Genomic DNA, 25,760 nt, shown 5'->3' on the forward strand with positions numbered 1-25,760 from the left:
TCGAGAATTCGTGCCCCAATCCGGGCACGAAGCAAAAAAGAAAGGCAATATTCCGTTCGACCTCGGCGCTTGGGTTCTCGTATGAACTAGAGCATGAGGTGATCGCCAATGTCAATTGCCCAGAATACAGGCTCTTGACAAGATGGCTTTGAGAATGCAAAGATCAACCCCTGTTCGGTATGACCTTTGCTTTCGACTCGAGACGGCGCGTGTGGCTCGACTCGATCTCAGTGCGAAGGAGACCAGAATGAAAGATCATCAAACGATGAAAATCGCGGTCGCGTCGAAGGATGGCACCCGATACGCCTCTAACCCCGTTAACGCCGATGTGCCCACTCGCCCGCTCGCCTCGCGATTCGCGGTCTCACAACCCGAGGAATCCCTGGTGGTGGACGACCGATCCCTGTTGACCCCGGCCCAGATGGTCGAGACCAAGCTGATCAGCCGACTCAGGGAATCCTCGCTCCCGGTCAGCCATCTCCAGATGCGAGGCCTGGTCAAGGCCCGCTACGAGGCCTGAGCGAGGGAGCGCGAGGACGGATCGCACGGCCCAGGGACGCCCGGAGTCCGTTTCACTTCCATTCCCCCCTCGAAGACGTCACTTCGCCATGCTCAAGACGCCCGGCGCACGGCCGTGGCATCTCGGAAGTTCAGTCGATTCAGACCTCGACTCACACATGGTAGGCCATGGAAGACCGATCGAACCCGGTCTTCCATCAGGACGTTCTCCAGGGCGAGGACCAGAGCCCCTGCGTCGATCCCGACCATGTCGGGGGCAACCCAGGCTCGAGCCTCGTGATTGATGCAGCTCAACCCGTATCGACCTAGTGGCGAGATGCGAAGTTGGAGCGCGGCGCGGAGATTCTCCAGGACCTCGGCGGGACGATGGGCGATCGAGGTCAGGGCCGAGGTCAGGTGCGCGGTGCCATCCATCGGGCCGTAGGGTGCATAGCTCTCGTAGGCTCCCATGCCGGGCTTTCGACCGGGACCATCGCCGGCCGAGAGGCCCCAATGGACCCGATAGGTCCGGAACTCATCGGAGCGTGCCCGGCAATGTTCGCGGTTGGCGGTCGTGGCGGTCGCGGCCTCGGCCGCCAGGTCGAGACCGCAGGGAGAGCGCCATCTCCGGAGATCCAGCAGGTCCAGGCCGTACTGGAAGACGAATAGTCCCAAATCGGCATTATTGAAGCGATATCCCGCCAATTCGCCGTAGAAGGGCCGGGTCGACCGCCAGGAGTTCGCCGGGAGGGCCCGGCCGTCCTCGGCACCGGCCCCCAGGACATACATCATCACCGTCTCGCCATTGGCCCGGTCCCAATCGGACCGGAGGAATTTCCCCGTGGGCCCCTTGCCGTGCCGGATCAGGCCGGGGCGGGTCGAGTTCCAGGGCCGGGACCAGTAGATCCAATCGACCCGTTTGTAAATTCGACCGGCAAGATCGACAAGCCCGGGATCGTTCAGGAAGTCCGCAGCCCAGAGAGCCCCGGCGAAGAACCAGGAACTGTCGACCGTGCTGAAGGTATCCAGGCCGAGTGGGCGACTCGACCGATCGTCGACGAAGTGGGGGAGCATCCCATGGTCGTGCGGGAGTCGGTCCCAGGCGGCACGGAGCGCCGCTTCGACCCGGGCGATCGCCTCGGCTCGCGAGATCAACCCGTAAGGGTCGGCCGAAGCCAGGGCGATCGCGATCAGGCCCATCCCGGTCGCGGCGAGGCTGCACATGCCCGCATCGAGGGTCGGGCCATGGTTCCGCTGCCGGTCGGCGACCATCCCACCCGGTTTTTGATTCTCGAGGAAATAGCCGATCGCCCGGACCTGCAAGGCCCGGAGCAGGATTTCGTCCTCGGGAGAATCCAGCACGACGGCGGGGCTGGGCATGGCGACCACTCCTCGATTGAGGGCCGGGGAATCAACCTCGATCCACCAATGCCAACGCTTCCGGGGATATTATCGGATAGCGAACCCGGAGGAAGTGCGATTGGCGCGGATTTTCCTCGAAGAGACGCGACTGGTCCTGCATTGATGACCGGAAGCATCACCGGCTGCGTGAGTGATACGCACCGGTGATGCTCGGCAACATCGTCCTCGAGGCATGCCCCCGAGCGTCCGACCTCAGGCTCGGTCGGTCGGGGCGTCTCCGCCTCCGAGGACGATCCGGACTTCGTGGGCTAGACCGTCCTCCGCCAGTGGGATGGCGGCGGGGTCGACCGGCTGGCCGTCAAGGGTCGCGGAGCCGACACCGTGCTCGACCCCCTCGGGATTCTCGACGACGATCCGGTACGGGGTCGAGCGGTGCCGATAGGCGATCTCGAAGCCCGGCCACTGGGCCGGGATCCTCGGGTCGATGGCCAGGTGGTCCCCCCGGAGGTGGAAGCCCAGGATCGACTCGACCCCCACCCGATAGAGCCAGGAAGCCGACCCGGTGTACCAGGTCCAGCCCCCCCGACCGGTGTGGGGCGGCCTCCCGTAGACGTCGGCCGCGACGACGTAGGGCTCGACCTTGTAAAGGGCGACCGAAGCGGGGTCGGTGGCATGCCGGATCGGGTTGATCAGGCCGAACAGCTCGACCGCCCGGCCGCCCCGGCCCTGGATTGCGGCGGCCATCGCGACCCAGGTGGCCGCGTGAGTGTACTGGCCGCCGTTCTCGCGGACGCCCGGGACGTACCCCTTGATGTATCCCGGATGCAGCTTCCCGTGATCGAATGGGGGGGTGAACAGGAGGATCAGGCCGTCCTCATCCTTCACCAGCCTCTCGTCGACGGACGCCATCGCCTGGCGGACTCGATCGGGATCGGCCACGCCGGAGATCGCGGCCCAGCTCTGCCCGAGCGAGTCGATCTGGCATTCGTCGTTGCTCGATGAGCCCAGGGGAGTCCCGTCGTCGAAGTAGGCCCGGCGATACCATTGGCCATCCCAGGCGTGGGCTTCGGTCGCCACCCGGAGGGCTTCGGCGGAATCGACGCAAATCCTGTCCCGAGCCGCATCGCCCCGAGATCGGGCGACCTCGCCGAAATGCCGGAGCGTGTCGATCAGGAACCAGGCATTCCAGACGCTCTCGCCCCGTCCCTCGGACCCGACCCGGTTCATCCCGTCGTTCCAGTCGCCGGTCCCCATCAAGGGGAGGCCGTGGGTCCCCAGCTGATGGGCACGATCCAATGCCCGGATGCAGTGCTCGTAGAGCGTCCCCGACTCCTTGGAGATCGCCGGGAGGCCGAATTCGTCCTCCTGGCCCGGCTTCAGCAGGGGGGCTTCGAGATAAGGGGTCACCTCGTCGAAGATGGCGTTATCTCCGGTCGTCGTCGCGTAATGGCAGGCGACGAACGGGAGCCAGATGAGGTCATCGGAGATCCGGGTCCGAACCCCTTTGCCCGCCGGCGGGTGCCACCAGTGCTGGACATCCCCCTCGACGAACTGGCGGGAAGCGGACCGGAGGATCTGGGCCCGGGCCTCGTGCGGCGATCCATAGACCAGCGCCATCGAGTCCTGGAGCTGGTCGCGGAAGCCGTAAGCCCCGCCCGACTGGTAGGTGGCCGATCGTCCCCAGAACCGGCAGCTCAGAGCCTGGTAGACGAGCCATCGGTTGAGGACCAGATCCATGGCCTGGTCGGGGGTCTTCACCTGCAAGCGGCCGAGGGCCTGATCCCAGAGGGCCTTGACCTCGTCCAGGGTCGCCCCAAATCGGGCGGGGTCGCGATGCAGGGCGATCAGTCGGCGAGCTTCCTCGACCGATGCGGCCTGACCGAGGACGAAGACAATCCGCTCCTCGCACCCCGGCTTGATCTCGAATTTGACCTGGATCGCGGCGCAGGGATCGTGCCCGGGTCCCGTGACCCCGCCCAGCTCGACCCTCCCGAGCGCGGCGGGTTCGGCCAGCGATCCGTTCCGGCCGAGGAACTCGGCCCGGTCGCAGGTGAAGGTGATCGGGCGCCGGCTGGCGTCGACGAAGGCCGTCCGGTCCGAGAAGTCGGGGTGGAACGGATTCCTCGCCAGGAGGGCTCCGGTCTCGGGGTCGGCGGACGTGATGACGTGCATGGCCGCCAGGTCGCGGACGCCGCCCAGGACCCACTCGGCGTAGAAGGTCGCCGAGAGTTGCCGGGGGCGGTCTCCGGGATTGCTCACGCGGAGGTGGATGACCTTGATCGGGTCGGTCGGGGGGACCAGGAGCGTCAGCTCGTGGTCGAGCCCTCGGGCCTTCCGCTGATAGGTCGTGTAGCCCTGTCCATGTCGGACGAAGGTCGGCTCGTCCGAGGGGACCGGGAGGCTGGTGGGACACCAGAAATCCCCCGACTCCTCGTCGCGGAGGTAGACGACCTCGCCGGGCGGGTCGGTGACCGGGTCATTGCTCCAGGGGGTCAGCCGGTTGGACTGGCTGTTGCCGGCCCAGGTGTAGCCCGATCCCCCTTCGGAGGCGATGAACCCGAAGTCGGGATTGGCCACGACGTTGACCCAGGGGGCGGGCGGCAGGATCGGCCGGGGGAGATTTTGGCGGTCGGCCCGTCCGTTCCGGCGGATGTCGGGCCGTTCCGACGCGGGGAGGATCACCCGGTATTCGAGCCCATCGGGGCTGAATCCGCCGACTCCGTTGAAGAACAGGAGGTCGGGCCGCTCGATGGCCTCGGGGACGACGTGATCGGGCATCGGGATCGAGGGGACCAGGGGCTCGGGCCAGGCCCGGACCCGTTCCATCCGGTCGAGCTGGGCGACCAGGTTCCCGCGATTGCCGTGGAAGACGACCCGGGCATACGACTGGATAAGGACCCGATCCTCCTCGGGGATGACGCCGATCTTCCGGACGAAGATGCCTCCGGGCTTGTCGAGGAGGTCGCGAGCATCGCTCCCCCGGACGATCTCCAGGATGTGCTGCTGGAACTCGTCGGCGTCGCCTTCGGAGGGGCCGCCCAGGATCACCAGGTCGAATTCCAGCCCCTTGAGCCGGAGGAACGTGTGGGCGACCAGGAGCTGGACGACCAGGGCCAGATCGTCGAAGGCGTCGACCAGGACGGCGACGATCGGCAGGTCGCCGGAGATCCCGTAGGCCCAGAGGCCGGGCTGTCCCTTGGTGTTGAGGCCCAGGATCGCGGGATCGGCGCGGAGGATCGTCCCGGCGTAGATGAGGTTGGAGGCGAGCCGCTGGAAGAGGTGGGAGTCCTGCGCCGACCAGTTCCGGCTCCGGTGCTCGACCTGGCTGTGGGCCCAGGCCAGTTCGAAAGCCCGGGCGATCGCCGAGGTCTCTCGATAGTGGTCGGCCAGGGTGATGGCCTCGTCCCGGGAGTCGGCCACCGCGGTCGTGAAGGCGACCGTCGCCGAGAGGCCGGGTTCGATCCGGACCCTTCGCCGGAGGCTGAAGATCGGATCGAGCACGGCGCCGGTGGTCCCCGAGAGCGTGGCCCCGGGATCCATCGCGCACGGATCGGCGGGCGATCGGCCCCGGCCCAGGAATCGGGCCCGATCGGTCTCGAACTGGATCGGGGTCGGCGAGGGGGCGTCCGAGGCCGCGACGTGGACCGCCCAGATCGGTTCCTGATCCTCCGACCGGGGGCGTCTCCGGCAGATCAGGCCCCCCGATGAGGCGATCCACTCGGTCTCCAGGAAGAGCTTGCCGAACGCCGGGTGGCTGAGGTCGGCCCCGTGGGGGAGCAGGACCACCTCGGCGTAGCTGGTCAGTTCCAGCTCGCGGGTCCGGGTGTCGTGGTTGGTCAGCGTCAGACGGCGGATCTCGGCGCGGGATTCGGGCGAGACGGTGATCTCGGTCACCGTCTCGATCCCGCCATCGAGCCGCCGGAAGCTGATCTTATCGGCCGAGAAGATCGCCTCGTAATGGTCCGCAGGGCGACAGGTCGGCTGGTATCCGGCCGACCAGACCGCGTCGGTCATCACGTCGCGAATGTAGAAAAACAGCCCCGAGGCATCGCGAGTGCTGTCCTCGCGCCAGCGGGTCACGTCGATCCCCCGGCACGTGCTGTACCCCGAGCCGGCCCCGGTGATCATCACGTTGTACTGGGTGTTGGAGAGCAGGTGCGTCCTGGGCGACGGCGTGGAGGGCGTGCTCAGGCGTCGGCTCATCAGCGGGACCAGCGAGGTCTCGACCCTGGGCTCGGAGGGGGAAGGGCCCTCGGCCGCCGAGGGCTCGATGATCGGCGCATCGCGAGGGACCCGCTCCTGGAGGAGCAGGTCGGCGGCGCGGACCATCGGCTCGGCGTGGAACCTCCGGGGCATCACGTCGTCCTGGAGCGCATTCGCCAGGGCCACCAGGCTCATCCCGTGGTGGTGGGCCATGTACGACCGGATCACGACCGATCGCTTGCCCTTGGGGACTCGTCCCTTGGTGTAGTCGACCGCCTCGTGGAACCCGTAACGCCCCTCGGCCCCCTCGGCGGCCAGCCGCCGGAAGTTCTCCATGGCCTCTCGAGGGCGGATGGCCACGGCCAGGGCCGTGGCGTAGGGGGCGATGACCAGGTCTTCTCCGATGTCCCGCTTCAGGCCCAGGCCGGGGGTCCCGAACGACCGATACTGGTAGTCGCCGTCGACGCTGAAGGTGGCGTAGGCCGACTCCGAGATCCCCCAGGGCACGCCCTGCTGTCGGCCGTACTCGATCTGGCGGGCGACGGCCGTCCGGTGCGCCTCGTCCAGGAGCGTCCCGTCGAGCGGGCGGAGCATCAGGCGGGGCATCAGGTACTCGAACATCGACCCGCCCCAGGAGAGCAGGCCGACCCGATCCGCCGCCTCGATGAACGGCCGACCGAGCTGGAACCAGTGGCGACGAGGGGCATCCCCCCGGCAGATCGCCAGGAAGCTCGACAGGCAGGCCTCGGAGGCCATCAGGTCGTAGCACGAGGGGTCGAGCCGGCCGACCACCATGTTCTGGCCGATCGAGAAGAGGTGGCGATCTTCCTTGTAGAGGAAGCGGAAGTCCATGGCGGAGCCGAGCCGCTCGGACCGCTCGGCCAGTCGGGTGCACCGGGCCACCAGGTCGGGGGCGATCGAGGCCCTGGCCCCCTCGGCCAGCTCGCGGAGCGCCCGGATGGCCGGGTCGTGCCCGTCCCCTTCGGGCACGCTCGATTCGAGGAGGGTCAGCTCGACAACCGCCATCGAGGCCCTCGTCGCCAGCTCGGCGGGGCTCCCGGGGGCGGCCAGGGTGGACCGAAGGGCCTGCCAGGCCCGGTCGAACTCCCCGGAGCGTCGACGGGCCACGGCGAACGCGGTCTCGTCGCTCGACCGGAGCGAGGCGACCCAGGGCGTCACGGAGGCAACCTCGGCCCTCCGGTCGCGGACCAGGTTCTCCAGGCGTCGGGCGTAGCCCTCCCAACGTTCCACGGTGCTCGGGCTCACGCCGGTCAGCGCGCGGACCCGGCTCAGCAGCGCGATCACCGACCACTCCAGATGACCCAGCAGGTCATCCCAGGCCGACAGATCGGCGGGGACTTCGACCAGGAGCGCCCGGACTTCCTCGGCCGCCGCGTCGAACTCCTTGTACTCTTCGCCCGCCCGGGAGGAGCGACCCGCCCGGACGTCCTCGACCAGGACCGCCAGGGTGTCGATCAACCCTTCGACGGCCCGGGGGCCGGGGATCGGCTCGCGGAGCTTCTCGCGCATCCCTTGCTTGAGCGTCACCAGGCAGCCCAGGAAGTTCCCGCTATCGACGGTCGAGATGTAGTTGGGCGGGAGGGTCTTGAGGGTCTGCGTGTTGTACCAGTTGAAGAAGTGCCCCTCGTGCGTCTCCAGCCGATCGAAGGTGTCGAAGGACTTCTCCAGGCGATCGAGCATCGTCCGGAGGCCCAGATACCCGAGGTCGTGCGCGGCCAGGGTCGAGAGCAGGAGCATCCCTTTATTCGTCGGCGAGGTCCGATGCGCGACCCGGCCGCCGGGATTGATCGAATCCTCCTGGAAGTTGTCGGGCGGGAGCCAGTGGTCCTCGTCGCCGACGAACGTCTCGAAGAAGTGCCAGGTCTTGCGCGCGATCCGCCGTAATTCGGAACGATCGGCGTCGGTCAGCGACGACTCACTGGCTCGCCTCGGCAGGCTGACCCAGTAGGCCACCACCGGGGCGACGAACCAGGCCAGGAGCACCGGCAAGGCGGCCGACAGGGCCGGCGGGTTCACCACCGCCACCAGGGCTCCCAGCGCCAGGGCCAGCGCCGGCGAGGGCCACATGGTCCGGACGAAGTTCGCCAGGCCGGTCCCGAGCCGGTGCTCGGTCGCCGCCGCGGTCTCCCACTCCAGGAGCCTCCGCTTCGAGACATGCAGGCGATGGAGCGTCCGCAAGGTCGCGTCGACCAGCCGACGGGCCTGATCGGCCAGGAAGGCGACCCAGAGGAGCGACTGCCCCGCCGTGGCCGGGAAATTGTGCGCGATCCCCACGATCGGCGAGAACGAGCGACCCCGAGCCGCCGAGTAGACCGACCCCAGGACCAGCTGGAAGATCGGCAGGAACATCACGGCCAGCGCGAATCCGGTCCAGAGCCAGGGCGAACCCGGCAGGATCGTCCACCCCAGGACCAGCAGGACCATCAGGGCGGGCGGGACGAGGCTCCGACGGAGGTTGTCGAAGATCTTCCACCGCTCGAGGACCGGCAAGGGGTTGGGGCGAGGCCCGTCGAGGGTCGGGACCGTCCGGCCGAGCCAGGGGAGGAGCTGCCAGTCGCCCCGGGCCCACCGGTGCTCCCGGAGGGCGTAGGCGTGGTAGCGGGGGGGGAAGTCGTCGAAGAGTTCGACGTCGGTCACCAGGCCGCATCGGGCGTAGTTCCCCTCGATCAGGTCATGGCTGAGGATCTGATTCTCGGGGAAGGTGTGCCCGTTGGCGGCCTCGAAGGCGTCGACTTCGTAGATCCCCTTGCCGGTGAAGCTCCCGGAGTCGAAGAGGTCCATGTAGATGTCGGAGATGGCATTCGAGTAGGGGTCGATCCCCGCCGACGACGCCAGGAGCCCGGCAAACCTCGACCGGGTGGCCGCGAACAGGTGATAGCTGACCCTCGGCTGGAGGACCCCGTGCCCCTCGACGACCAGGCCCCGCGCCGGATCGAACCGGGGGGCGTTGAGCGGGTGGGCCAGCGTCCCGACCAGCCTCCGGGCGCTCTCGCGAGGCAGAATGGTGTCGGCGTCCAGGGTGATCACGAACCGCATCCGGGGGAGGAGGGCCGGGTCGCCGCTCTGGATGACGTAGTTGGTCTCGCGATCGCCCCGGATCAGCCGGTTGAACTCCGAGAGCTTGCCGCGCTTCCTCTCCCAGCCCATCCAACAACCCTGGACCGGGTTCCAGGTCCGCCTCCGGTGGAACAGGAAGAAGCGATCCGGCCCGTCGCCGGCATACCGGGCGTTGAGGGCCCGGACGCCATCTAGCGCACCCAGGATGAAGCCCTCGTCCTCGGGACGCTGTTCCTCCTTGGCGTCGGCGAAGTCGGTCAGGAGGGCGAATCGGAGCCGCGGGTCGGGGTTGGCCAGGTAGGTGATCTCCAGCCGCTCCAGGAGGTTTGCCGCGCTATCGGCCCGGACCAGCATGCTCGGGACGACCACGATGGTGGCGCAGTCCTCGGCGATGCCGCCCTTGAAATCGAGCCGGGCCAGCTTCCGGGGGGGCATCAGCAACGTCACCACATGGTTGACCATCCCCACGGCGATGTCGCTGGCGGGCAGCAGGAGTGCCAGGATCGCGACGATCATCAGGCCGATTCCGCCGCCGACCCCGATCGAGCCGACCCAGGCCAGCATCGCCGCGATCAGGCAGGCCATGATCAGGACGATCGAGCCGAAATAGACCCGACGGGGGTGGGCCCGCGCGAAATCTTCGAGCCGCTCGACGATCGGGCCGCGATAGCCGAACTCCCGACGAAGGGCGATCACGCCCCGATCGATCAGGTAATAGGCGACGCAACCCCGTGCCGGGCCGTCGGAACTCCCGGCCTCGGCCATCTCCAGCGCCCGGCGTGCCACGGCCTGCTCGTCGCTCTTGGATCGCCTCGCGATGCCCTCGACGGCCCTCCGACACCGGTCCCTCGTGGCGAAATCCTGCCGAGGATAGACGCCCGAGGGATCCTCGCGGAGGACCACCTCCACCTCGCTGTTCTGCTCGAAGAAGTCGTTCCAGTCGACCGCCGAGAGGAGCCGGAGGCTGATCACGCAGTTGCCGACGGAGACCTGATTGGCCGCCTGGCGTCGGTGTTCCTCGCGGAGGACCCGGTTGGACGAGACACCTCGGGCGGACAGTTCGTTCTCCAGACGCTTCAGGATCGGGGCGGCCGAGGCCCCCCGATCGCGGAGCAACTGGACCAGGCGGACGATCGTCGAGTTGGTCAGCGAGGGGAAGGCGGCGGTCTCGGCCGAAGGGTGGGCCCGCTCGGGCCTCGGGGCCTCGGCCCCTTCGGGGATCTCGGCCTCTCCGAAATGCTGGGCGATCCAGGATTCGGCGATCCGGGTCTCGTCCCAGCTCCGGACCATCCGATCGGCCAGCCTCCGGAGGTTCTCGATCAGGACCAGCCGGAGCATGGTCGGGATCGCCCAGAGCTCGCCGATCGTCAGGGGCTCGACCGACTGGAACGAGCGGAGGAATCGGGTGATCCGGGGCTCGTCCAGCTCGCTGTCGGTGTGGCTGACCAGGGCCAGGGCCAGGGTATACACCCGGGGATAGCCCCGGACATGCCCCACGGCCAGCTTGGGCAGCTCGGCATAATAGCCGCCGGGCAGGTCGTGCTTGATCTCGCGGAGGACCTCCTCGACGATGTGGAAGTTGTCGGCCAGCCAGTCGGCGTCGATCCCTCGCCCCTCGGGCCGGTCGGACTCGCCGACGATCCGGGCATGGGTCCGGACCAGGATCCGGCCATTCTCGACGAACCGGCGGAGGAGGTGGTCGCCCGCCTTGAGGTCGGCATCCACCACCCCGGCCGAGGCTAGGAGCCGGGCCAGGGCCTCCAGCCGATCCAGGCCATAGAGTTCCGCCCGGATCGGCGACTCCCCTCGAGGGTCGATGAACGGCGAGGAGGTCGGGTCCGAGGCCAAGGTGGCCGAGTCGTTGCTGGCTGCGAGAGAAGGGCTCATCCTGCTTGGCGATCTCCCTGGAGAGTCTTCCCGGGACGGCCGGAAATCCGGCCGCAACCCCGAAGGGCCGAACCGCCGAAGCGGGCAGCGGGCCGGTCTAACCTGGCCTGTCAATCATCCGAACGAGCGTCCCAGCCTCGACCGACCTGGGATCGGGGCCAGGGTTCCCGGGTCGATTCTAACCACTTTGATGGAAATTCCTCGCGCCGATTGAGCTGGCCTTTCCCGATTCCGGCTCGCCTATCGAACGGCGTTCCTCAAATCGGAAACAGAATGAGGAGTCTAGCGATCCAAGAACACCGACGCAACGAGACGGGCCGAATCGTATCGCATGGCGGCGAAATCCCGGAACTTCGAAGCGCCGGGGCCAGGGCTCTGCTAATGTAGAGCGACTGATCGGGGGCGAATCCTACGGGAGAGTGGCGATCATGTCGAGCGACTCGGAGGGTGGGACCGTGCTGCTCCCCGACCCGACCCCCACGCCCTCCCCGAGCCCGGGCCGGTCCGCAGACGAGCTGGCCGCGACCGAGGCGGGCACTCCCTCCGCGCAAACGATCGGAGCCCCGGACCGGGAGACCGTGGGCGAGCCCGGCGCTTCGCGCTCCATCGGGCCAACCGAGGGCGGGGCGACCACATCCGCCGGGAGTGTCCGCGATCATGCCCGACCGCCCCGTTTCTTGGGCGAGTATGAAATCCTGGAGGAACTGGCGAGGGGTGGGATGGGCATCGTCTACCGGGCCCGGCAGGTCAAGCTCAACCGACTGGTCGCGCTCAAGCTGATCCGCGACAGCAGGCTCGCCGGGCCCTCCGACCTCCGACGATTCCGGACCGAGGCCGAGGCCGTCGCCTGGCTCGACCACCCCTACATCGTGCCAATCTACGAGGTCGGCCAGGTCGACGATCAGCCGTTCTTCAGCATGAAGCTGGTCGAGGGCGGGAACCTCGCCCGGCACGTCGATCGGCTCAAGGACGACCCGAGGGCCGCGGCGCTCCTGATGGCCAAGGTCGCCCGGGCCGTCCAGTACGCCCACCAGCGGGCCATCCTCCACCGCGACCTCAAGCCTTCCAATATCCTGGTGGATGAGCGAGGCGAGCCCTACGTCACCGACTTCGGGCTGGCCAAGCGGCTCGAAGGCACCCCGGGAGACCTCGACGCCCAGACCCAGAGCGGGTCGGTGATGGGGACTCCTGCGTACATGTCGCCGGAACAGGCACTCGGCCGGTCGCGGACCCTCACCACGTCGGCCGACATCTATAGCCTGGGAGCGACCCTCTACGAGACCCTGACCGGACAACCTCCATTTTCGGCCGATTCGGTCCCCGAAATCCTGCGGATGGTCGTCGAGCAGGAGCCCGCCCGCCCCCGAGCGATCAACCCCAGCCTCGACATCGACCTCGAGACCGTCGCCCTGAAATGTTTGGAGAAGGACCCGGCCCGACGCTACGGGTCGGCCGAGGCGCTGGCCGACGACCTGGAGCGATGGCTGGGCGGGCAACCGATCGAGGCCAGGCGCGTCTCGGCCCGCGAGCGGGCGGTCAAGTGGGTCAAGCGTCGGCCGGGCATCGCGGCCCTGATGGGCCTGCTCTGCCTGGCGATGGGGGCCCTCATCGGGGGCGGGTTCGCCTTCACCTGGAGTCTCCAGCGGAGCAACGACGCCCTCCGTGCCCAGACTTATCGCGCGGAGACCAGCGCCTACATCGCCGAGATCGACCTGGCCCGGAGGTCGATCGACGTCGGCGACATCGCCGGAGCGTACTCGCAGCTCGAGATGCTCCGGCCGACCGACCCCGGAGATCGCGACCGCCGGGGGTTCGAGTGGTCCTACCTCTGGCGGCTCTGCGGATATGAGCACCTGAAGGAATGGAATGCCGGGGCGCCGGTCCAGAGCGCCGCCTACAGCCCGGACGGCCGACGGCTCGCCCTGGGCCTGGGATTCGGCGACAAGCGAGGCTTCGAGTCGAAGCCGGGCGAGGTCTTGATCTGCGACTCCGAGACCGGGGCGAACCCGTTGCGCTTCGAGGCCCACACCGGGCCGGTCTTCGACGTGACTTACTCGCCCGACGGCCGAGAGATCGCTACCGCCGGAGCCGACCGGATCTCCCGCCGATGGTCGGCGACGACCGGGAGTCTTCTCGGAGAGTACGGCCCGTTTCAGGACACCTGCAACGGGGTCGCCTTCAGCCCCGATGGCCGACGGCTGGCCGTGACCAGCGGGAATCGATACCCGATCCGTGGACTAGGTCCGGCACTCGAGCCCAAGGGCGAGTTGGCCGCATGGGATATCGCAACGCATCGACGACTCTGGATTGAAACCGAGCCTACCGGTGCGGAACTCGCAGTAGGTTTCTCCCATGATGGCTCGCAGGTCATCTCGGGAGGATTCAACTCGGTCCAGGCCCGGGACGCCGGGACGGGGGCCGAGCTCAAGCGATACTTCGACTGGGGAGCCTTACAAATCGGCTTCCATCCCGATCGGAAGCGACTTGCCGTATCCAGCTCCAATGGTTCGGGCGTCGTTTTCGTACTCGAGTCGGGACAGCCGCTGCTCCGGCTGACCACGGTCGCCAACAAAGAAATCAACCGTTATGGGTTCTTGACGGACATCGCCTTTGCACCGCCCCGTGGGGATCAGATCGTCGCCAGCTTTGGTCGTGAGCCCCCGGAACTGCCCGACTTGCCACGGATGCAGCTCCGAAGACATACCGTCAGACTCTGGGATATCCGCGGGCGATTGCTTTTCGGGATGATCGCCAACCGCGAAGCGGTGATGAGCCTGGCCTACCGTCCCGACGGAGAGCGGCTCGTCACGACCGATGTGGGGGGAGGGATCCACCTCTGGCTCACCAGATCCGAGAGGAAATCCTCGACGGAGAAGTCCTATCCGGGGCAGGCCAAGACGGTCGCCCTCTCGCCCGATGGGCTGAGGCTCGCGGTCGGCCAGTCCGACGGCTCGCTCTACCTCGATGACCTCGAATCCGGCCGCCCCCCGGTCCTGGTCAGGCTGGGAACGACCTCATTGCTCGGACTCGCATTCGCGCCGGATGGCCGGTCCGTGGCCGTTTCGAGCCACGAGGGGCCGATCTGGATCATCGATGCCGAGACCGGCAGGACGCTCCGCGAGCTTCCGGGCCACGACGGGCCAACCTACGGGGTTGCCTACCGGCCCGATGGGCTGGAGATCGCATCGGCTGGCGACGATGGGGTCGTCAAGCTCTGGGAGTTGCCGACGGGGCGGGGCCGTTCCGCCCTGAAGGGCCACTCGGGCGTCGTCTATGCCGTAGCGTACAGCCCCGACGGACGGACGGTCGCCTCGGCCGGCGGAGATGGGGCCGTCAGGTTCTGGGACACGGACTCGGCCCAGCCGCGCCTGACCTGGCAGGCGCACCGCTCGATCATCCACGACCTGGCCTTCCACCCCGACGGGAGATCGATCGCGACGGCCGGCGATGATGGAGCCGTCAAGACCTGGGACTGTGACGAAGGCCGACCGATCCGGAGCATGTCCAAGCATGCGAGAAGCGTCTGGGGGGTCACCTTCGGCGGGGGCGGCGAGCCACGCCTGGTCTCGGTCGGGAGGGACTCCTCGGTCCGGCTCTGGGACCCCCGAAGCGGACAGGAGGTGTTGACCCTCCTCGGCCATGAGAGCGAGGTTGTAGGGCTGTCATTCGCCGCGAACGGGAGTCGGCTCGTCACCGCCGACTCGGGCGGAAAGGTTAGGGTCTGGGAGGCCGGGGACAATCCATTCCTGGAACGCGGCTCCGACCCGTCATCGATCGCTACTTCGGTCGAGGGCCCTTGAGCCCGGACCCTCGCCGGGGCCGGTCTCAGAATCCTTCGTCGATGACCTCACCGCCATTGCGGGTCGTCAGCTTCTGGTACAGGCCAAGCTTCGCCCTCGGGCTAATCTGGTAGAGCCCCCCCGAGTAGGTTATCCCGGGCGGTAGTCCCGACTGTGGGTCGTTCGTCCAGGATTCGATCGTCTCGCCGATCCAGCGGACCGAGCCATCGGCGAACGCGAAATTCGCCCCTCCGGGGTGCATGCTCGAGGCTCCCTCCAGGTACGGGCCGGTGTTGTCGTCGGCCACGACCTCGGGCATCTTCTGGAATGGGTTGATGGGGTAGAACCCGGTAAAGAGCGTGTCCCCGACGTAGCCCGAGGACCACCAATGCCACTCCGACCGCTCGGGCTCCTGAAGTTTCGCGATGGCATGCTCGCCCGCCAGGATGGTGTGGCTTGTCCCGTCGGTGATCCCCGCGAACCCGACCGTCCTCCGGTGGATGATGAGTCCATTCTGCTGATCCAGACGTTCCGTTAGCCTGCTGTACTGATAATAAAGTCCCGCGCAGCCGGCATAGCTGGTGAAGCGGACCGACACCGGGAACGGGGTCAGTTCGAACGCGTAGGCGCCGTCGACCTTGACTTGGCGGGAGGCGTCGGGGTCGCTCGGGCAAATCAGGCTGGCCAGCCGAGCATCGTGAATCGTCGCGTTCTGCGATTCGGCGTAGTTCACGCTGAAGTTCACGATATTGTAAAGTGGTTGGGCTTCCAGTTGTGGGAGGATCGTCAGGAAGAAGCTCCCGGTCGACCACCCCTGGGTCGAATAGCTTCCTATCGGGAAGCTTCCATGGACATCGGCGTAGTTGGCCAGTGCGAGCGCGATCTGTTTCAGATGATTGGTGCATTGCGAGCGACGGGCCGCCTCGCGAGCCGCCTGGACCGCCGGCAGCAGGAGGGAGATCAGGACACCAATCAACGCTATGACAACCAATAACTCGATCAACGTGAATCCGAGACGAGTCCGGAGTCGGATGGGGGGCATGAGCGGCTCCATGACGAAATAAATGGGATTACAAGCCTGGTCCGAGCTGATGGGCTGTTCACCCGCGCCTCCGTTTTTTCGACCGATTCTTCAGCTCGGCCTCTTCTCGGCCCTTGAGCTTCTGCTTGGCGGCCGTCCCTTTGATGACGACAATATCCTCGCTCCAACAACCCGGCCCCAAGAGCCCGGAGAGGATCAGACCGGCCAAGAGAGACCTCCGCCCATGAAGGTTCCAGGTTGAATTCGTCATACTTCAATCCCTTCGGGGTTTCGCGACTTCAGAAGCCGAGTGAGCCGGTCATCGGGCGCAGTCAGTAGGGTCCGGCAGCAGACTTCGCAACCCCCGAGATGAAGTTCGACGCTCGCCATCGCGGCCGCATCAAGCCTTCCTTGGATGAACCGGGCGAGGACTTCGACATCGGGATGCTCATTGCCCGGTCCGCTCATCATCGAGACTCGGCTCATGTGGATGCTCTCCTCGGGGTCGATCGTGCCGCTCCGGGATTCTCCCTCGACAAGGAGAAAGCAGCGAACGACCCCGATCCTTTCACGACTGTCGTTTTTTTTCGGACTCAGTCGATCAGCCCCGCGGCCTTCTGCCGCAACCGCTTGAGAATACGCGACTTGGCGATCAACACCGCATTCACGGTCAGGCCCAACTCGGCGGCGACTTCGGCCGCCGGGCGTCCCTGGCGGACCGTAGCCTCGAAGGCGTGCCAGGTCGCCGGCTGAAATTCCAGGCGGATTGATTCCAGGAGGACGCCGGCAACATGGCGGTCATGCTGGTCGTCCCACTCGCGGCTGAGCGAACTCTCGGGGTCTTCGAGTTGATGGAGTTGCTCCAGGACGGCCGAGTCCCCGGTCGCCTGAACTCCTCGTCGTGCCTGCCAATGCGCATGGAGCCGATTCACGGCGATCGAGCGGAGCCAGGCGCGGAAGGCCCCGGCGCGACCGCTGTGCTCAAATCGCGAGATCTCCCGGACGACCGTCGTCAGGACCTCCTGCACAACGTCGTCCGCGTCGGCCGGCTGGGCCACATACGCGGCCACCCAGCGGCGGATCAGGGGCGAGTAGATATCGATCAGCCGTCGCCAGGAAGCTACGTCGCGGGGATCGCGAGCCCGCTCCAGCAGGCTCCGGGAGGTGGGGGGAGACTCCATGATCGGATAACCTCGAATCGAGGCCGGAGCAAAATCCTTCTCGATCAAGAATCATCTTACACACAGTTTGGCACCCGTAATGCAGCGGCACCACGATTCCCGCATTTCGCCAGGAAGGAAACCCGAAGGCCCGGAGTCCAGAGACCGAAGGACGCGGGAATTCCCCGGTTCGGCATAGTGGACGGGCACCCCGATTCTTTAAAATCTTCCACTCGGCTCGGCGGAGATGGTCGGCCCGGGCGTCGCTGTTGTAACATGGGCCGTCCCGCGCCGATCTGGATTCCTCCGGTGCGTCGGAGGGTTGAGGTCTTCAGGAATCGCGGGCGGAGGAGTCGAGTGGCAGCCACGATCGCCGGAGAAGTGCTGAACGACGCCCTGGGACGGGTCGCCCGCCCCTTCGTGGTCGCGCGCCAGGCCCAGGGGCTCGGGCTCCTCGAAGCCGGCGAGCCCGCGCCTCCAGGGTCGGTCGTCGGCTACCTCCCGGCCTGTCGGCCCGAATCGATGGGCGATGAATCGTTCCGGCTCGACCACGGGCTCCGCTATGCCTACGTCTCCGGGGCGATGGCCAACGGGATCGGCTCGGTCGAGATCGCCGAGGCGATGGGTCGCGCCGGGATGCTGGGGATCTTCGGGGCCGCCGGGCTGCCGATCCGGGCGGTCGACGCCGCGATCACGCGGCTTGAAGCCTCGCTCGGTCCGGCCGGTCCTTACGGCTTCAACCTGATCCACAGCCCGAACGACCCGGCACTCGAAGGGGAAGTGGCCAACCTCTACCTCCGCCGAGGGGTCCGCCTGGTCGAGGCTTCGGCCTATCTCGACCTGACCCTCCCCGTGGTCAAGTACCGGGTCGCGGGGCTCCGCCGCGACGAGTCGGGCCAGGTCGTCGCGCCCAATCGGGTGATCGCCAAGGTCTCGCGGGTCGAGGTCGCCTCGAAGTTCCTCGCCCCTCCTCCCGAGCGATTCCTCCGCGAGCTGGTCGCCCAGCGAGAGATCACCGAAGATCAGGCGAGGATGGCCTCGGAGATCCCGATGGCGGCCGACGTCACGGCCGAGGCCGACTCGGGCGGGCACACCGACAACCAGCCCGCCATCGTCCTGATCCCGACCATGCTCGCGCTCCGCGATCGGCTCCAGGCCCAATATCAATATGCGGTGCCCCCCCGGATCGGCGCGGCGGGGGGGATCTCGACCCCCTGGTCGGCGGCGGGGGCGTTCGCGATGGGGGCCTCCTACGTCGTGGTGGGCTCGGTCAACCAATCGTGCGTGGAGTCGGGGACCTCGGACATCGTCCGGAAGATGCTGGCCGAGGCCCAGCAGGCCGACATCGCGATGGCACCGGCCGCCGACATGTTCGAGATGGGCGTCAAGGTCCAGGTCCTCAAACGCGGCACGATGTTTGCCATGAGAGGGGCCAAGCTCCTGGAATTCTACAGGGCCCACGACTCGATCGAACGAATCCCGGCCGCCGACCGCGCGATGCTCGAAAAGATGATCTTCCGCGCCCCATTGGAAGAGATCTGGAATCAGACCCGGGGCTACTTCCTGGAACGCGACCCCAAGCAGGTCGAGCGGGCCGAGCGCGACCCGAAGCACAAGATGGCCCTGGTCTTCCGGTCGTACCTGGGACAATCCTCGCACTGGGCCAACGCGGGCGACCCGTCCCGGGCGGTCGACTACCAGATCTGGTGCGGCCCGGCGATGGCGGCCTTCAACGAGTGGGTACGGGGGTCGTTCCTGGAGAATCCCGCCGAGCGGCGGGTGGCAACCGTCGCACGAAACATCCTCTATCATGCCGCCGTGCTGACCCGGGCCCGGTCCCTGGCCGCCCAGGGCGTGCCGATCCCGCCGGGAATCCCCCGACTCGCGCCCCTCCCGGTGGCGGTAATCGACGAGCGGTCCGTCCTATGAATCCAAGCCGCCACGCCGGACGCCCCGACCCCACGCCCGACCTCGCCCCCGTCCCCCGATCGTCGCCCCAGAGGAACCGACCCTTGAATCCTGCCGATCGAACTCCTTCGGTGCCCGTGGCGATCATCGGGATGGGCTGCCTGTTCCCCAGGGCCGACGGCCTCCGCCGCTACTGGGCGAACATCGCCGGCGGGGTCGACGCCATCCGCGAGATCCCCGAGACCCACTGGAACCCCGACGACTACCACGACGCCGACCCCAAGTCGCCCGACCGGACCTACGCCAGGCGCGGCGGGTTCCTCGACCCGGTCGACTTCCCCGCCCTCGAATTCGGGATCGCCCCCACCAACCTCGATGCCACCGACACCACCCAGCTCCTCGGACTGATGGTCGCGAAGGCCGCACTGGACGATGCCGGGTACGGCGAGCGGGGCGGGCGATCGATCGACCGCGAGCGGGTCAGCGTCCTCCTCGGCGTGACCGGGACCCTGGAACTGGTGATCCCCCTGGGAGCCCGGCTCGGCCACCCGATCTGGCGGCGGGCCCTGAAGGAGGCCGGGGTCGCCGAGCCGGTAGCCTCCGAGGTCGTCCGGCGGATCTCCGACTCCTACGTCGGCTGGCAGGAGAACTCGTTCCCCGGGCTACTGGGCAACGTCGCGGCCGGCCGGATCGCCAACCGGCTCGACCTGGGCGGGACCAACTGCGTGGTCGACGCCGCCTGCGCCAGCTCGCTCGGCGCGGTCCATCTGGCCCTGATGGAGCTGGCCGCCGGGCGGTCCGACGTCGTCCTGACCGGCGGGCTGGACACCTTCAACGACATCTTCATGTATATGTGTTTCAGCAAGACCCCCGCGCTGTCGCCGACGGGCGACGCCCGGCCGTTCTCCGCCGCGGGCGACGGGACGACCCTGGGCGAAGGGCTGGGGGTCCTCACCCTGAAGCGGCTGGACGACGCCCGACGCGACGGCGACCGGATCTACGCGGTCATCAAGGGGATCGGCTCGTCCAGCGACGGCAAGGGGAACGCCGTCTACGCCCCCAGCGCCGCCGGGCAGGTCAAGTGCCTCCGACGGGCCTACGAGTCGGCCGGGGTCACGCCCGACACGATCGAGCTGGTCGAGGCCCACGGGACCGGGACCAAGGTGGGCGACGCGGTGGAGCTGTCGGCCCTGGCCGAGGTCTACCGATCGAGCCGACCCGAGGGGACCTGGTGCGCCCTGGGCTCGGTCAAGTCGCAGATCGGCCACACCAAGGCCGCGGCCGGGGCGGCGGGCCTGATCAAGGCGGCGCTGGCCCTCCACCACAAGGTCCTGCCGCCCACGATCAAGGTCGACCGTCCCGCCGAAGGGGCCGCGCCGGGGACCACCCCCTTCTATGTAAACACCGAGGCCCGCCCCTGGCTCAAGAACCCGGGGCACCCCCGGCGGGCGGCGGTGAGCGCCTTCGGCTTCGGCGGGAGCAACTTCCACTGCGTCCTGGAAGAGGCCGAGCCCGAACCGACCGGGGTCGACTGGGACGGCGACACCCAGATCCTCGCCTTCTCGGGGAAGACCCCCGAGGCGATCCGATCGGCGATCGACGCCCTCCCGGCCGAACCCGGATGGGAGGCCCTCCGGGCCTCGGCCGCGACGGCCCGTTCCCGGTTCCTCGCGACCGATCCCCATCGGCTCCTGATCGTGGCCGAACTCGGGGGAATCGCCTGGCCGAAGCTGGCGGAGCGGGCCAGGTCGCTCCTGAACGGCCCCACGCCCTCGCCGATCGTCGCGAGTCCCGAGGGGGTCTACTACGGGTCCGGTACCGAGCCGGGCGGGCTGGCCGTCCTGTTCCCGGGGCAGGGCTCGCAATACGTCGGGATGCTCCGCGACCTGGCCTGCAAGTTCCCCGAGATCCACCGGGTCCTGGACGAGTCGAACTCGGCCGGGCCGATCGACGGGCAAGGCCTGGGCGACTGGATCTACCCCCACCCCTCGTTCGACGAGGAGGGCCGGAAGCAGGCCGACCGAAAGCTCCGATCGACCCAGATCGCCCAGCCCGCGATCGGGGCGGCCAGCCTGGGGGCCTACCGGGTCCTCGAACGGTTCGGGCTCAAGGCCGACGCGATGGCCGGGCACAGCTTCGGCGAGCTGACCGCCCTCTGCGCCTCGAAGCGGATCGACCCGGAATCGTTCTCCGAGCTGGCCCGGCTCCGAGGTCGCCTGATGGCGGGGCAGGGGGGTGACCGAGGCTCGATGCTCGCCGCCCTGGCCCCGGTCGAGGCGATCGAGGCGGCCCTCGCCGAGGAGAAGCTCGACCTGGTGATCGCCAACCGGAACGCCCCGAAGCAATCCATCGTCTCCGGCCCGACCGCCGAGATCGCCCGGGCCGCCGACGCGTTCGCCCGACGAGGGATCGCGACCCGCCCGCTCGAAGTCTCGGCCGCCTTCCACAGCCGGTTCGTCGAGGACGCGACCGGGCCTCTCCTGGAGGCGATGGAGAAGGTCGAGTTCTCCCCGTCGAGCCTGCCGATCTTCGCCAACACGACCGCCGAGACCTATCCCGACGATCCCGACCTGTCCCGGACGCTCCTGGCCCACCAGCTCGCCCGGCCGGTCCGGTTCGTCGAGCAGGTCGGGGCGATGGCGAAGGCCGGGATCCGGACCTTCCTGGAAGTCGGCCCCGACGCCAAGCTGACCGGCATGGTGGGCGCGATCCTCGAAGGCCAGCCACACCAGGCCCTCGCGCTGGACGCCTCGCGAGGGAAACGCGGAAACGTCGCCGACCTCGCCCGAGCCCTGTCCCAACTGGCCGCGATGGGCCACGCCATCCACCTGACCCTCTGGGATGAAGGGGCCGAGCCGACCCCGGACGTCGCCCGCAAGCCCGCCTTGACGGTGAAGGTCTCCGGGGCCAATTTCGCCCCCAAGCCGCCCGCGCCCCGACCTCGGTCCGCCCCCCCCGCCCCGACCCCGGAACCGCTCCCCAAGATGAATCCCGAACCCGCCGACCGCAAGCCGACCCGACTCGACTCCCTCCCCTCGACCGAGCACCGAGCCGGCCGGAACGGCTCGGCTCCCGCGAACACGAACGGGCACGCCTCGATCACCCGGACCGAACCCCGTCCGATCGCCCCGGCACCTCGGCAGGAATCGGCTCCAACTCCGGTCCAGGCTCCCTTCCTGGTCGAGGCCATCCGGGCTTCTCAAGAAAATCTGGTCGCCTTCCAGCGGCTCGGCGAGCAGACCGCGAACCTCCACCGGCAGTATCTCGAAGGGCAGGATCGGGCCACGCAGACCTTCCAGTCGCTCGTCGAGCATCAGCAGCGGCTGACCCTGGCCTCGCTCGGGATGGTCCCCACTCCCACACCAGCCCCGATCGCGCCGGCCCCTCGATCGATTGAACCGCCGGTCATGCCGGTCCCGGCCCCCCTGCCGGCGGCGACGCCCCTCCCGCCCCAGGTCTCGAAGCCGATCCCTGCACCGGTCCCGCAAGCCTCGAATGGGACGCCATCGACCCGGGAGATCGCCCCGCCACCCGCACCCCCGGTGAAGCTCACGCCGACCTCGCCGAACCGGGATTCGGCGGTTCACGCGGCCCTGGTGGAGGTGGTCTCCGAGAAGACCGGATACCCCGCCGAGGTCCTCGAGCCCGGCATGCAGCTCGACGCCGACCTCGGCATCGACTCCATCAAGCGCGTCGAGATCCTCGCCGCCCTCCAGGAGCGGCTCCCCGAGGCCCCCGTCATCGGCCCGGAACACCTCGGGACCATCCGGACACTCGGCCAGATCGCCGAATTCCTCGGGGGAACCGGCGGAAGCCCGAGCCCGGCTCCGGCCCCGGCCCCGGCATCGGTCTCGAACGCCTCGGCGATTCACGCGGCCCTGGTGGAGGTGGTCTCCGAGAAGACCGGATACCCCGCCGAGGTCCTCGAGCCCGGCATGCAGCTCGACGCCGACCTCGGCATCGACTCCATCAAGCGCGTCGAGATCCTCGCCGCCCTCCAGGAGCGGCTCCCCGAGGCCCCCGTCATCGGCCCGGAACACCTCGGGACCATCCGGACACTCGGCCAGATCGCCGAATTCCTCGGGGGGAGCAGCGGAAGCACCACCCCAGCACCGGCATCGGTCTCGAATGCCTCCGCCGTCCACCAGGCACTCATCGAGGTGGTCTCCGAGAAGACCGGATATCCCGCCGAGGTCCTCGAGCCCGGCATGCAGCTCGACGCCGACCTCGGCATCGACTCCATCAAGCGCGTCGAGATCCTCGCCGCCCTCCAGGAACGACTCCCCGAGGCCCCCGTCATCGGCCCGGAACACCTCGGGACCATCCGAACCCTCGGGCAGATCGCCGAATTCCTCGGGGGAACCGGCGGCAGCCCGAGCCCGACTCCCGTCGTCCCTTCGCCCGCGACTCCTCCGATCGAGCGTCCCGCTCATGAGCCGGTCCGGCGACTGATCCCCTCGGTGGTCACGCTCGACGCCTCGGCGAATCGCGAGTCGATCAAGCCCCCGGCGGGCGGGATGGCCTGGGTCCTCGACGACGGGTCGAGCCTGGCGGGTGCGATCGCGACCCGGCTCGAAGGGCTGGGGCTCCAGGCCCGGCTGATCGCCCAGGCCGAGATCGGGTCGATCCCCGCTCCCGAGCGACTGGCGGGGCTCGTGCTCCTGGCACCGGCATCGGGCATCGCCCCCTCGGCAATCCCCGACGCCTTCCGATTGTTGAGGCTCGCGGCCCCCGCCTTGCGGAATGCCGGGGGGGGCTCGGCGGTCGTCACGGTCACCAGGCTGGGCGGGACATTCGGCCTGGGTGGGCTGGCCGAAGGGGCCGACCCGGCCTCGGGAGGGCTGGCGGGCCTGTCCAAGACGGCCGGTCACGAATGGCCCGAGGTCCTGGCCAAGGCGATCGACCTGGATCCCGCCTTGCCCGCCGAAGACGCCGCGCAGGCGATCGTGGATGAGATGTTCCGCCGGGGCCCGGCCGAGGTCGGGCTCTCGAAATCGGGGCGGTCCGGGATTGTCCTGAAGGCCAGCCCACTCTCCGATCCGTCCAGCTCGGGGCCATTCGCCCCGGGAGACGTCGTGGTCGTGTCCGGCGGGGCCCGTGGGGTCACGGCCGAGGTCGCCCGCTCGATCGCCGAGGCATTCCGCCCGACCGTGGTGATCCTGGGCCGGAGCCCCGAGCCTTCCCCCGAGCCCGACTGGCTGGCCTCGCTCTCGGAAGAGCCCGAGATCAAGCGAGCCCTTCATGCCCGGCTGGAAGGCCCGACGACCCCGCAGGCGATCGGCGAGGCTTATCGGAAGCTCGCCGCCAACCGCGAGGTGCTCGCCAATATCGCGAGGATCGAGCAGGCCGGATCGAAGGTCGTCTATCGGTCGCTCGACGTCCGGGACGCGGGCGAAGTCCGCTCGACCCTGGCGGCGATCCGGTCCGAGTTCGGGCCGATCCGAGGCCTGGTCCACGGGGCCGGGGTCCTGGCCGACCGGAAGATCGAGGACCAGACCGACGAGCAGTTCGCCCGGGTCTTCGAGACCAAGGTCAAGGGCCTGGACGCCCTGCTCGGGGCGATCGAGGCGGACGAGCTGAAGGCCCTGGTCCTGTTCTCCTCCACGACCGCGAGGTTCGGGAGGGCGGGGCAGGTGGCCTACGCCTCGGCGAATGAAGTCCTGAACAAGCGAGCCCAGGCCGAATCGAGGTCCCGCCCCGGCTGCCGGGTCGTCTCGGTGAACTGGGGCCCGTGGGACGGGGGGATGGTCACGCCCTCGCTCCGCCCCCTGTTCGAGGCCGAGGGGATCCCGCTGATCCCGACCGGGGCGGGAGCCCGGTATCTGGTCGAGGAACTCCGAGGCTCGGGCGAATCCCCGGTCGAGGTCGTGATCCTGGGCGGGGGCGGGCCCGATCCCGCGTTCCTCAGGCCGACCGTACCGACCCCGGCGGCCGAGCCCGAACCGGCCTCGGGGATGGCGCCGGTCTTCGAGCGGCCGCTCGACGTGGCCTCGACGCCGATCCTCCGCTCGCACGTCATCGACGGTCGGCCGGTCCTGCCGATGGCCCTGATCCTGGAATGGATGGCCCAGGGGGCGATGAGCCGGAACCCCGGCCTGGCCTGCTGCGGGGTCGATAACCTCCGGGTCCTCAAAGGGGTCGTCGTCCGCGAGGCCCTCCCCGAGACGATCCGGGTGCTCGCCGCCAGGGCCACCCGACGCGACGGCCATTCGGTCGTCCCGGTCGAGCTTCGAGGGGTCCTGGCCGACGGCCGGGAAGTCCTCCACGCCCGGGGCGAGGTCGTCCTGGGCGACCGTCACCCCGAGACCCCCAGCCCGATCGAAGAACCCGACCTGCTGCCCTACGCCACCACCCGCCGCGAGATCTACCGGGATATCCTCTTTCATGGGCCGGGGCTCCAGGGGATCGTCGCCGTGGAAGGCTGCGGGGACCTCGGGATCGCCGCGACCGTCGAGGCCGCCCCCGCCCCCTCGGACTGGGTCGACCGGCCGCTCCGCCAGCAGTGGCTGACCGACCCCCTGGCGCTGGATTGCGCCTTCCAGATGATGATCCTCTGGAGCGTCGAGCGGACCGGGGACGGCTCGCTGCCGACCTTCGTGGGCCGCTATCGCCAGTTCCGCAAATCGTTCCCCGGTGGGGGCGTACGGGTGGTCGCCCGGATCACCGAGGCCAGCCCCCACAAGGCTCGGGCCGACGTCGATTTCCTCGATGAGCAGGGCGAGGCGGTCGCACGGATCGAGGATTACGAGTGTGTCATCGACGCTTCCCTGAAGTCGGCCTTCCGGCGCAACCGGGCCCAGGTCGAGTCGAAGTGATACCAAATCGCCTGAATGAGTGGCTCTTGTAGGGTCCGCTCTGCGGGCC

10 protein-coding genes are annotated in these 25,760 nt (G+C 68.4%); 4 read left to right on the top strand and 6 right to left on the bottom strand.

Translation table 11 applies throughout. The annotated features are described in order from the left end of the window. The first annotated feature begins 247 nt into the window (after positions 1-247). Entirely contained in the window at positions 248-520 is a 273-nt protein-coding gene (locus tag P12x_RS25615; RefSeq protein WP_435007860.1) for a hypothetical protein, read from the top strand. A 92-nt stretch (positions 521-612) separates the two neighbouring features. On the opposite strand, the gene P12x_RS25620 is transcribed toward P12x_RS25615, so the two are convergent. Together P12x_RS25620 and P12x_RS25625 are read right to left on the bottom strand one after the other, a co-directional pair. Next, positions 613-1,878 (bottom strand): glucoamylase family protein, encoded by a 1,266-nt coding sequence (locus P12x_RS25620; RefSeq protein WP_435007861.1) that lies wholly within the window; start codon positions 1,876-1,878, stop codon positions 613-615. A 234-nt stretch (positions 1,879-2,112) separates the two neighbouring features. After that, positions 2,113-11,028, bottom strand: coding sequence for a GH36-type glycosyl hydrolase domain-containing protein (locus P12x_RS25625; protein ID WP_435007862.1), 8,916 nt, complete (start codon positions 11,026-11,028; stop codon positions 2,113-2,115). 428 nt (positions 11,029-11,456) lie between these two features. Between P12x_RS25625 and P12x_RS25630 the strand changes: the two genes are divergently transcribed. Then, positions 11,457-14,828 carry a WD40 repeat domain-containing serine/threonine protein kinase gene (locus P12x_RS25630; RefSeq protein ID WP_435007863.1) on the top strand — a complete coding sequence of 1,124 codons (3,372 nt, stop codon included), beginning with the start codon at positions 11,457-11,459 and terminating at the stop codon, positions 14,826-14,828. A 25-nt stretch (positions 14,829-14,853) separates the two neighbouring features. Here P12x_RS25630 and P12x_RS25635 read toward each other — a convergent pair whose 3' ends face one another. The 4 genes from P12x_RS25635 to P12x_RS25650 all read right to left on the bottom strand — a co-directional run bounded on the left by P12x_RS25635 (position 14,854) and on the right by P12x_RS25650 (position 17,009). Continuing rightward, the gene (locus P12x_RS25635; protein ID WP_435007864.1) at positions 14,854-15,849 is read right to left on the bottom strand and encodes a DUF1559 domain-containing protein; all 996 of its coding nucleotides are present in this window, start codon (positions 15,847-15,849) and stop codon (positions 14,854-14,856) included. Between the two features lie 58 nt (positions 15,850-15,907). Continuing rightward, positions 15,908-16,057, bottom strand: a complete 150-nt coding sequence (locus P12x_RS25640; protein WP_435007865.1) for a hypothetical protein — start codon at positions 16,055-16,057, stop codon at positions 15,908-15,910. Positions 16,058-16,095: 38 nt separating this feature from the next. Beyond that, positions 16,096-16,314, bottom strand: coding sequence for a hypothetical protein (locus P12x_RS25645; protein WP_435007867.1), 219 nt, complete (start codon positions 16,312-16,314; stop codon positions 16,096-16,098). A 107-nt stretch (positions 16,315-16,421) separates the two neighbouring features. Next, on the bottom strand, positions 16,422-17,009 hold the full coding sequence (locus tag P12x_RS25650; protein WP_435007868.1) for an RNA polymerase sigma factor: 588 nt from the start codon (positions 17,007-17,009) through the stop codon (positions 16,422-16,424). A gap of 336 nt (positions 17,010-17,345) precedes the next feature. Here P12x_RS25650 and P12x_RS25655 point away from each other — a divergent pair, with 336 nt between their 5' ends. Together P12x_RS25655 and P12x_RS25660 are read left to right on the top strand one after the other, a co-directional pair. Beyond that, positions 17,346-18,917: a PfaD family polyunsaturated fatty acid/polyketide biosynthesis protein gene (locus P12x_RS25655; protein ID WP_435007869.1), complete on the top strand. Its 1,572-nt coding sequence runs from the start codon at positions 17,346-17,348 to the stop codon at positions 18,915-18,917. Continuing rightward, positions 18,914-25,711 (top strand): SDR family NAD(P)-dependent oxidoreductase, encoded by a 6,798-nt coding sequence (locus tag P12x_RS25660; protein WP_435007870.1) that lies wholly within the window; start codon positions 18,914-18,916, stop codon positions 25,709-25,711. The genes P12x_RS25655 and P12x_RS25660 overlap by 4 nt, the downstream gene beginning before the upstream one ends. The last annotated feature ends 49 nt before the right edge of the window (positions 25,712-25,760 follow it).

Source organism: Tundrisphaera lichenicola (assembly GCF_051175385.1).
GTDB lineage: Bacteria > Planctomycetota > Planctomycetia > Isosphaerales > Isosphaeraceae > Tundrisphaera > Tundrisphaera lichenicola.

Bases quoted from the DNA above. Each gene is read 5' to 3' on its own strand.
- P12x_RS25615 (WP_435007860.1), top strand. From the start codon at position 248: ATGAAAGATCATCAAACGATGAAAATCGCGGTCGCGTCGAAGGATGGC.
- P12x_RS25635 (WP_435007864.1), bottom strand. From the start codon at position 15,849: ATGCCCCCCATCCGACTCCGGACTCGTCTCGGATTCACGTTGATCGAG.
- P12x_RS25650 (WP_435007868.1), bottom strand. From the start codon at position 17,009: ATGGAGTCTCCCCCCACCTCCCGGAGCCTGCTGGAGCGGGCTCGCGAT.
- P12x_RS25645 (WP_435007867.1), bottom strand. From the start codon at position 16,314: ATGAGCCGAGTCTCGATGATGAGCGGACCGGGCAATGAGCATCCCGAT.
- P12x_RS25660 (WP_435007870.1), top strand. From the start codon at position 18,914: ATGAATCCAAGCCGCCACGCCGGACGCCCCGACCCCACGCCCGACCTC.
- P12x_RS25630 (WP_435007863.1), top strand. From the start codon at position 11,457: ATGTCGAGCGACTCGGAGGGTGGGACCGTGCTGCTCCCCGACCCGACC.
- P12x_RS25620 (WP_435007861.1), bottom strand. From the start codon at position 1,878: ATGCCCAGCCCCGCCGTCGTGCTGGATTCTCCCGAGGACGAAATCCTG.
- P12x_RS25625 (WP_435007862.1), bottom strand. From the start codon at position 11,028: ATGAGCCCTTCTCTCGCAGCCAGCAACGACTCGGCCACCTTGGCCTCG.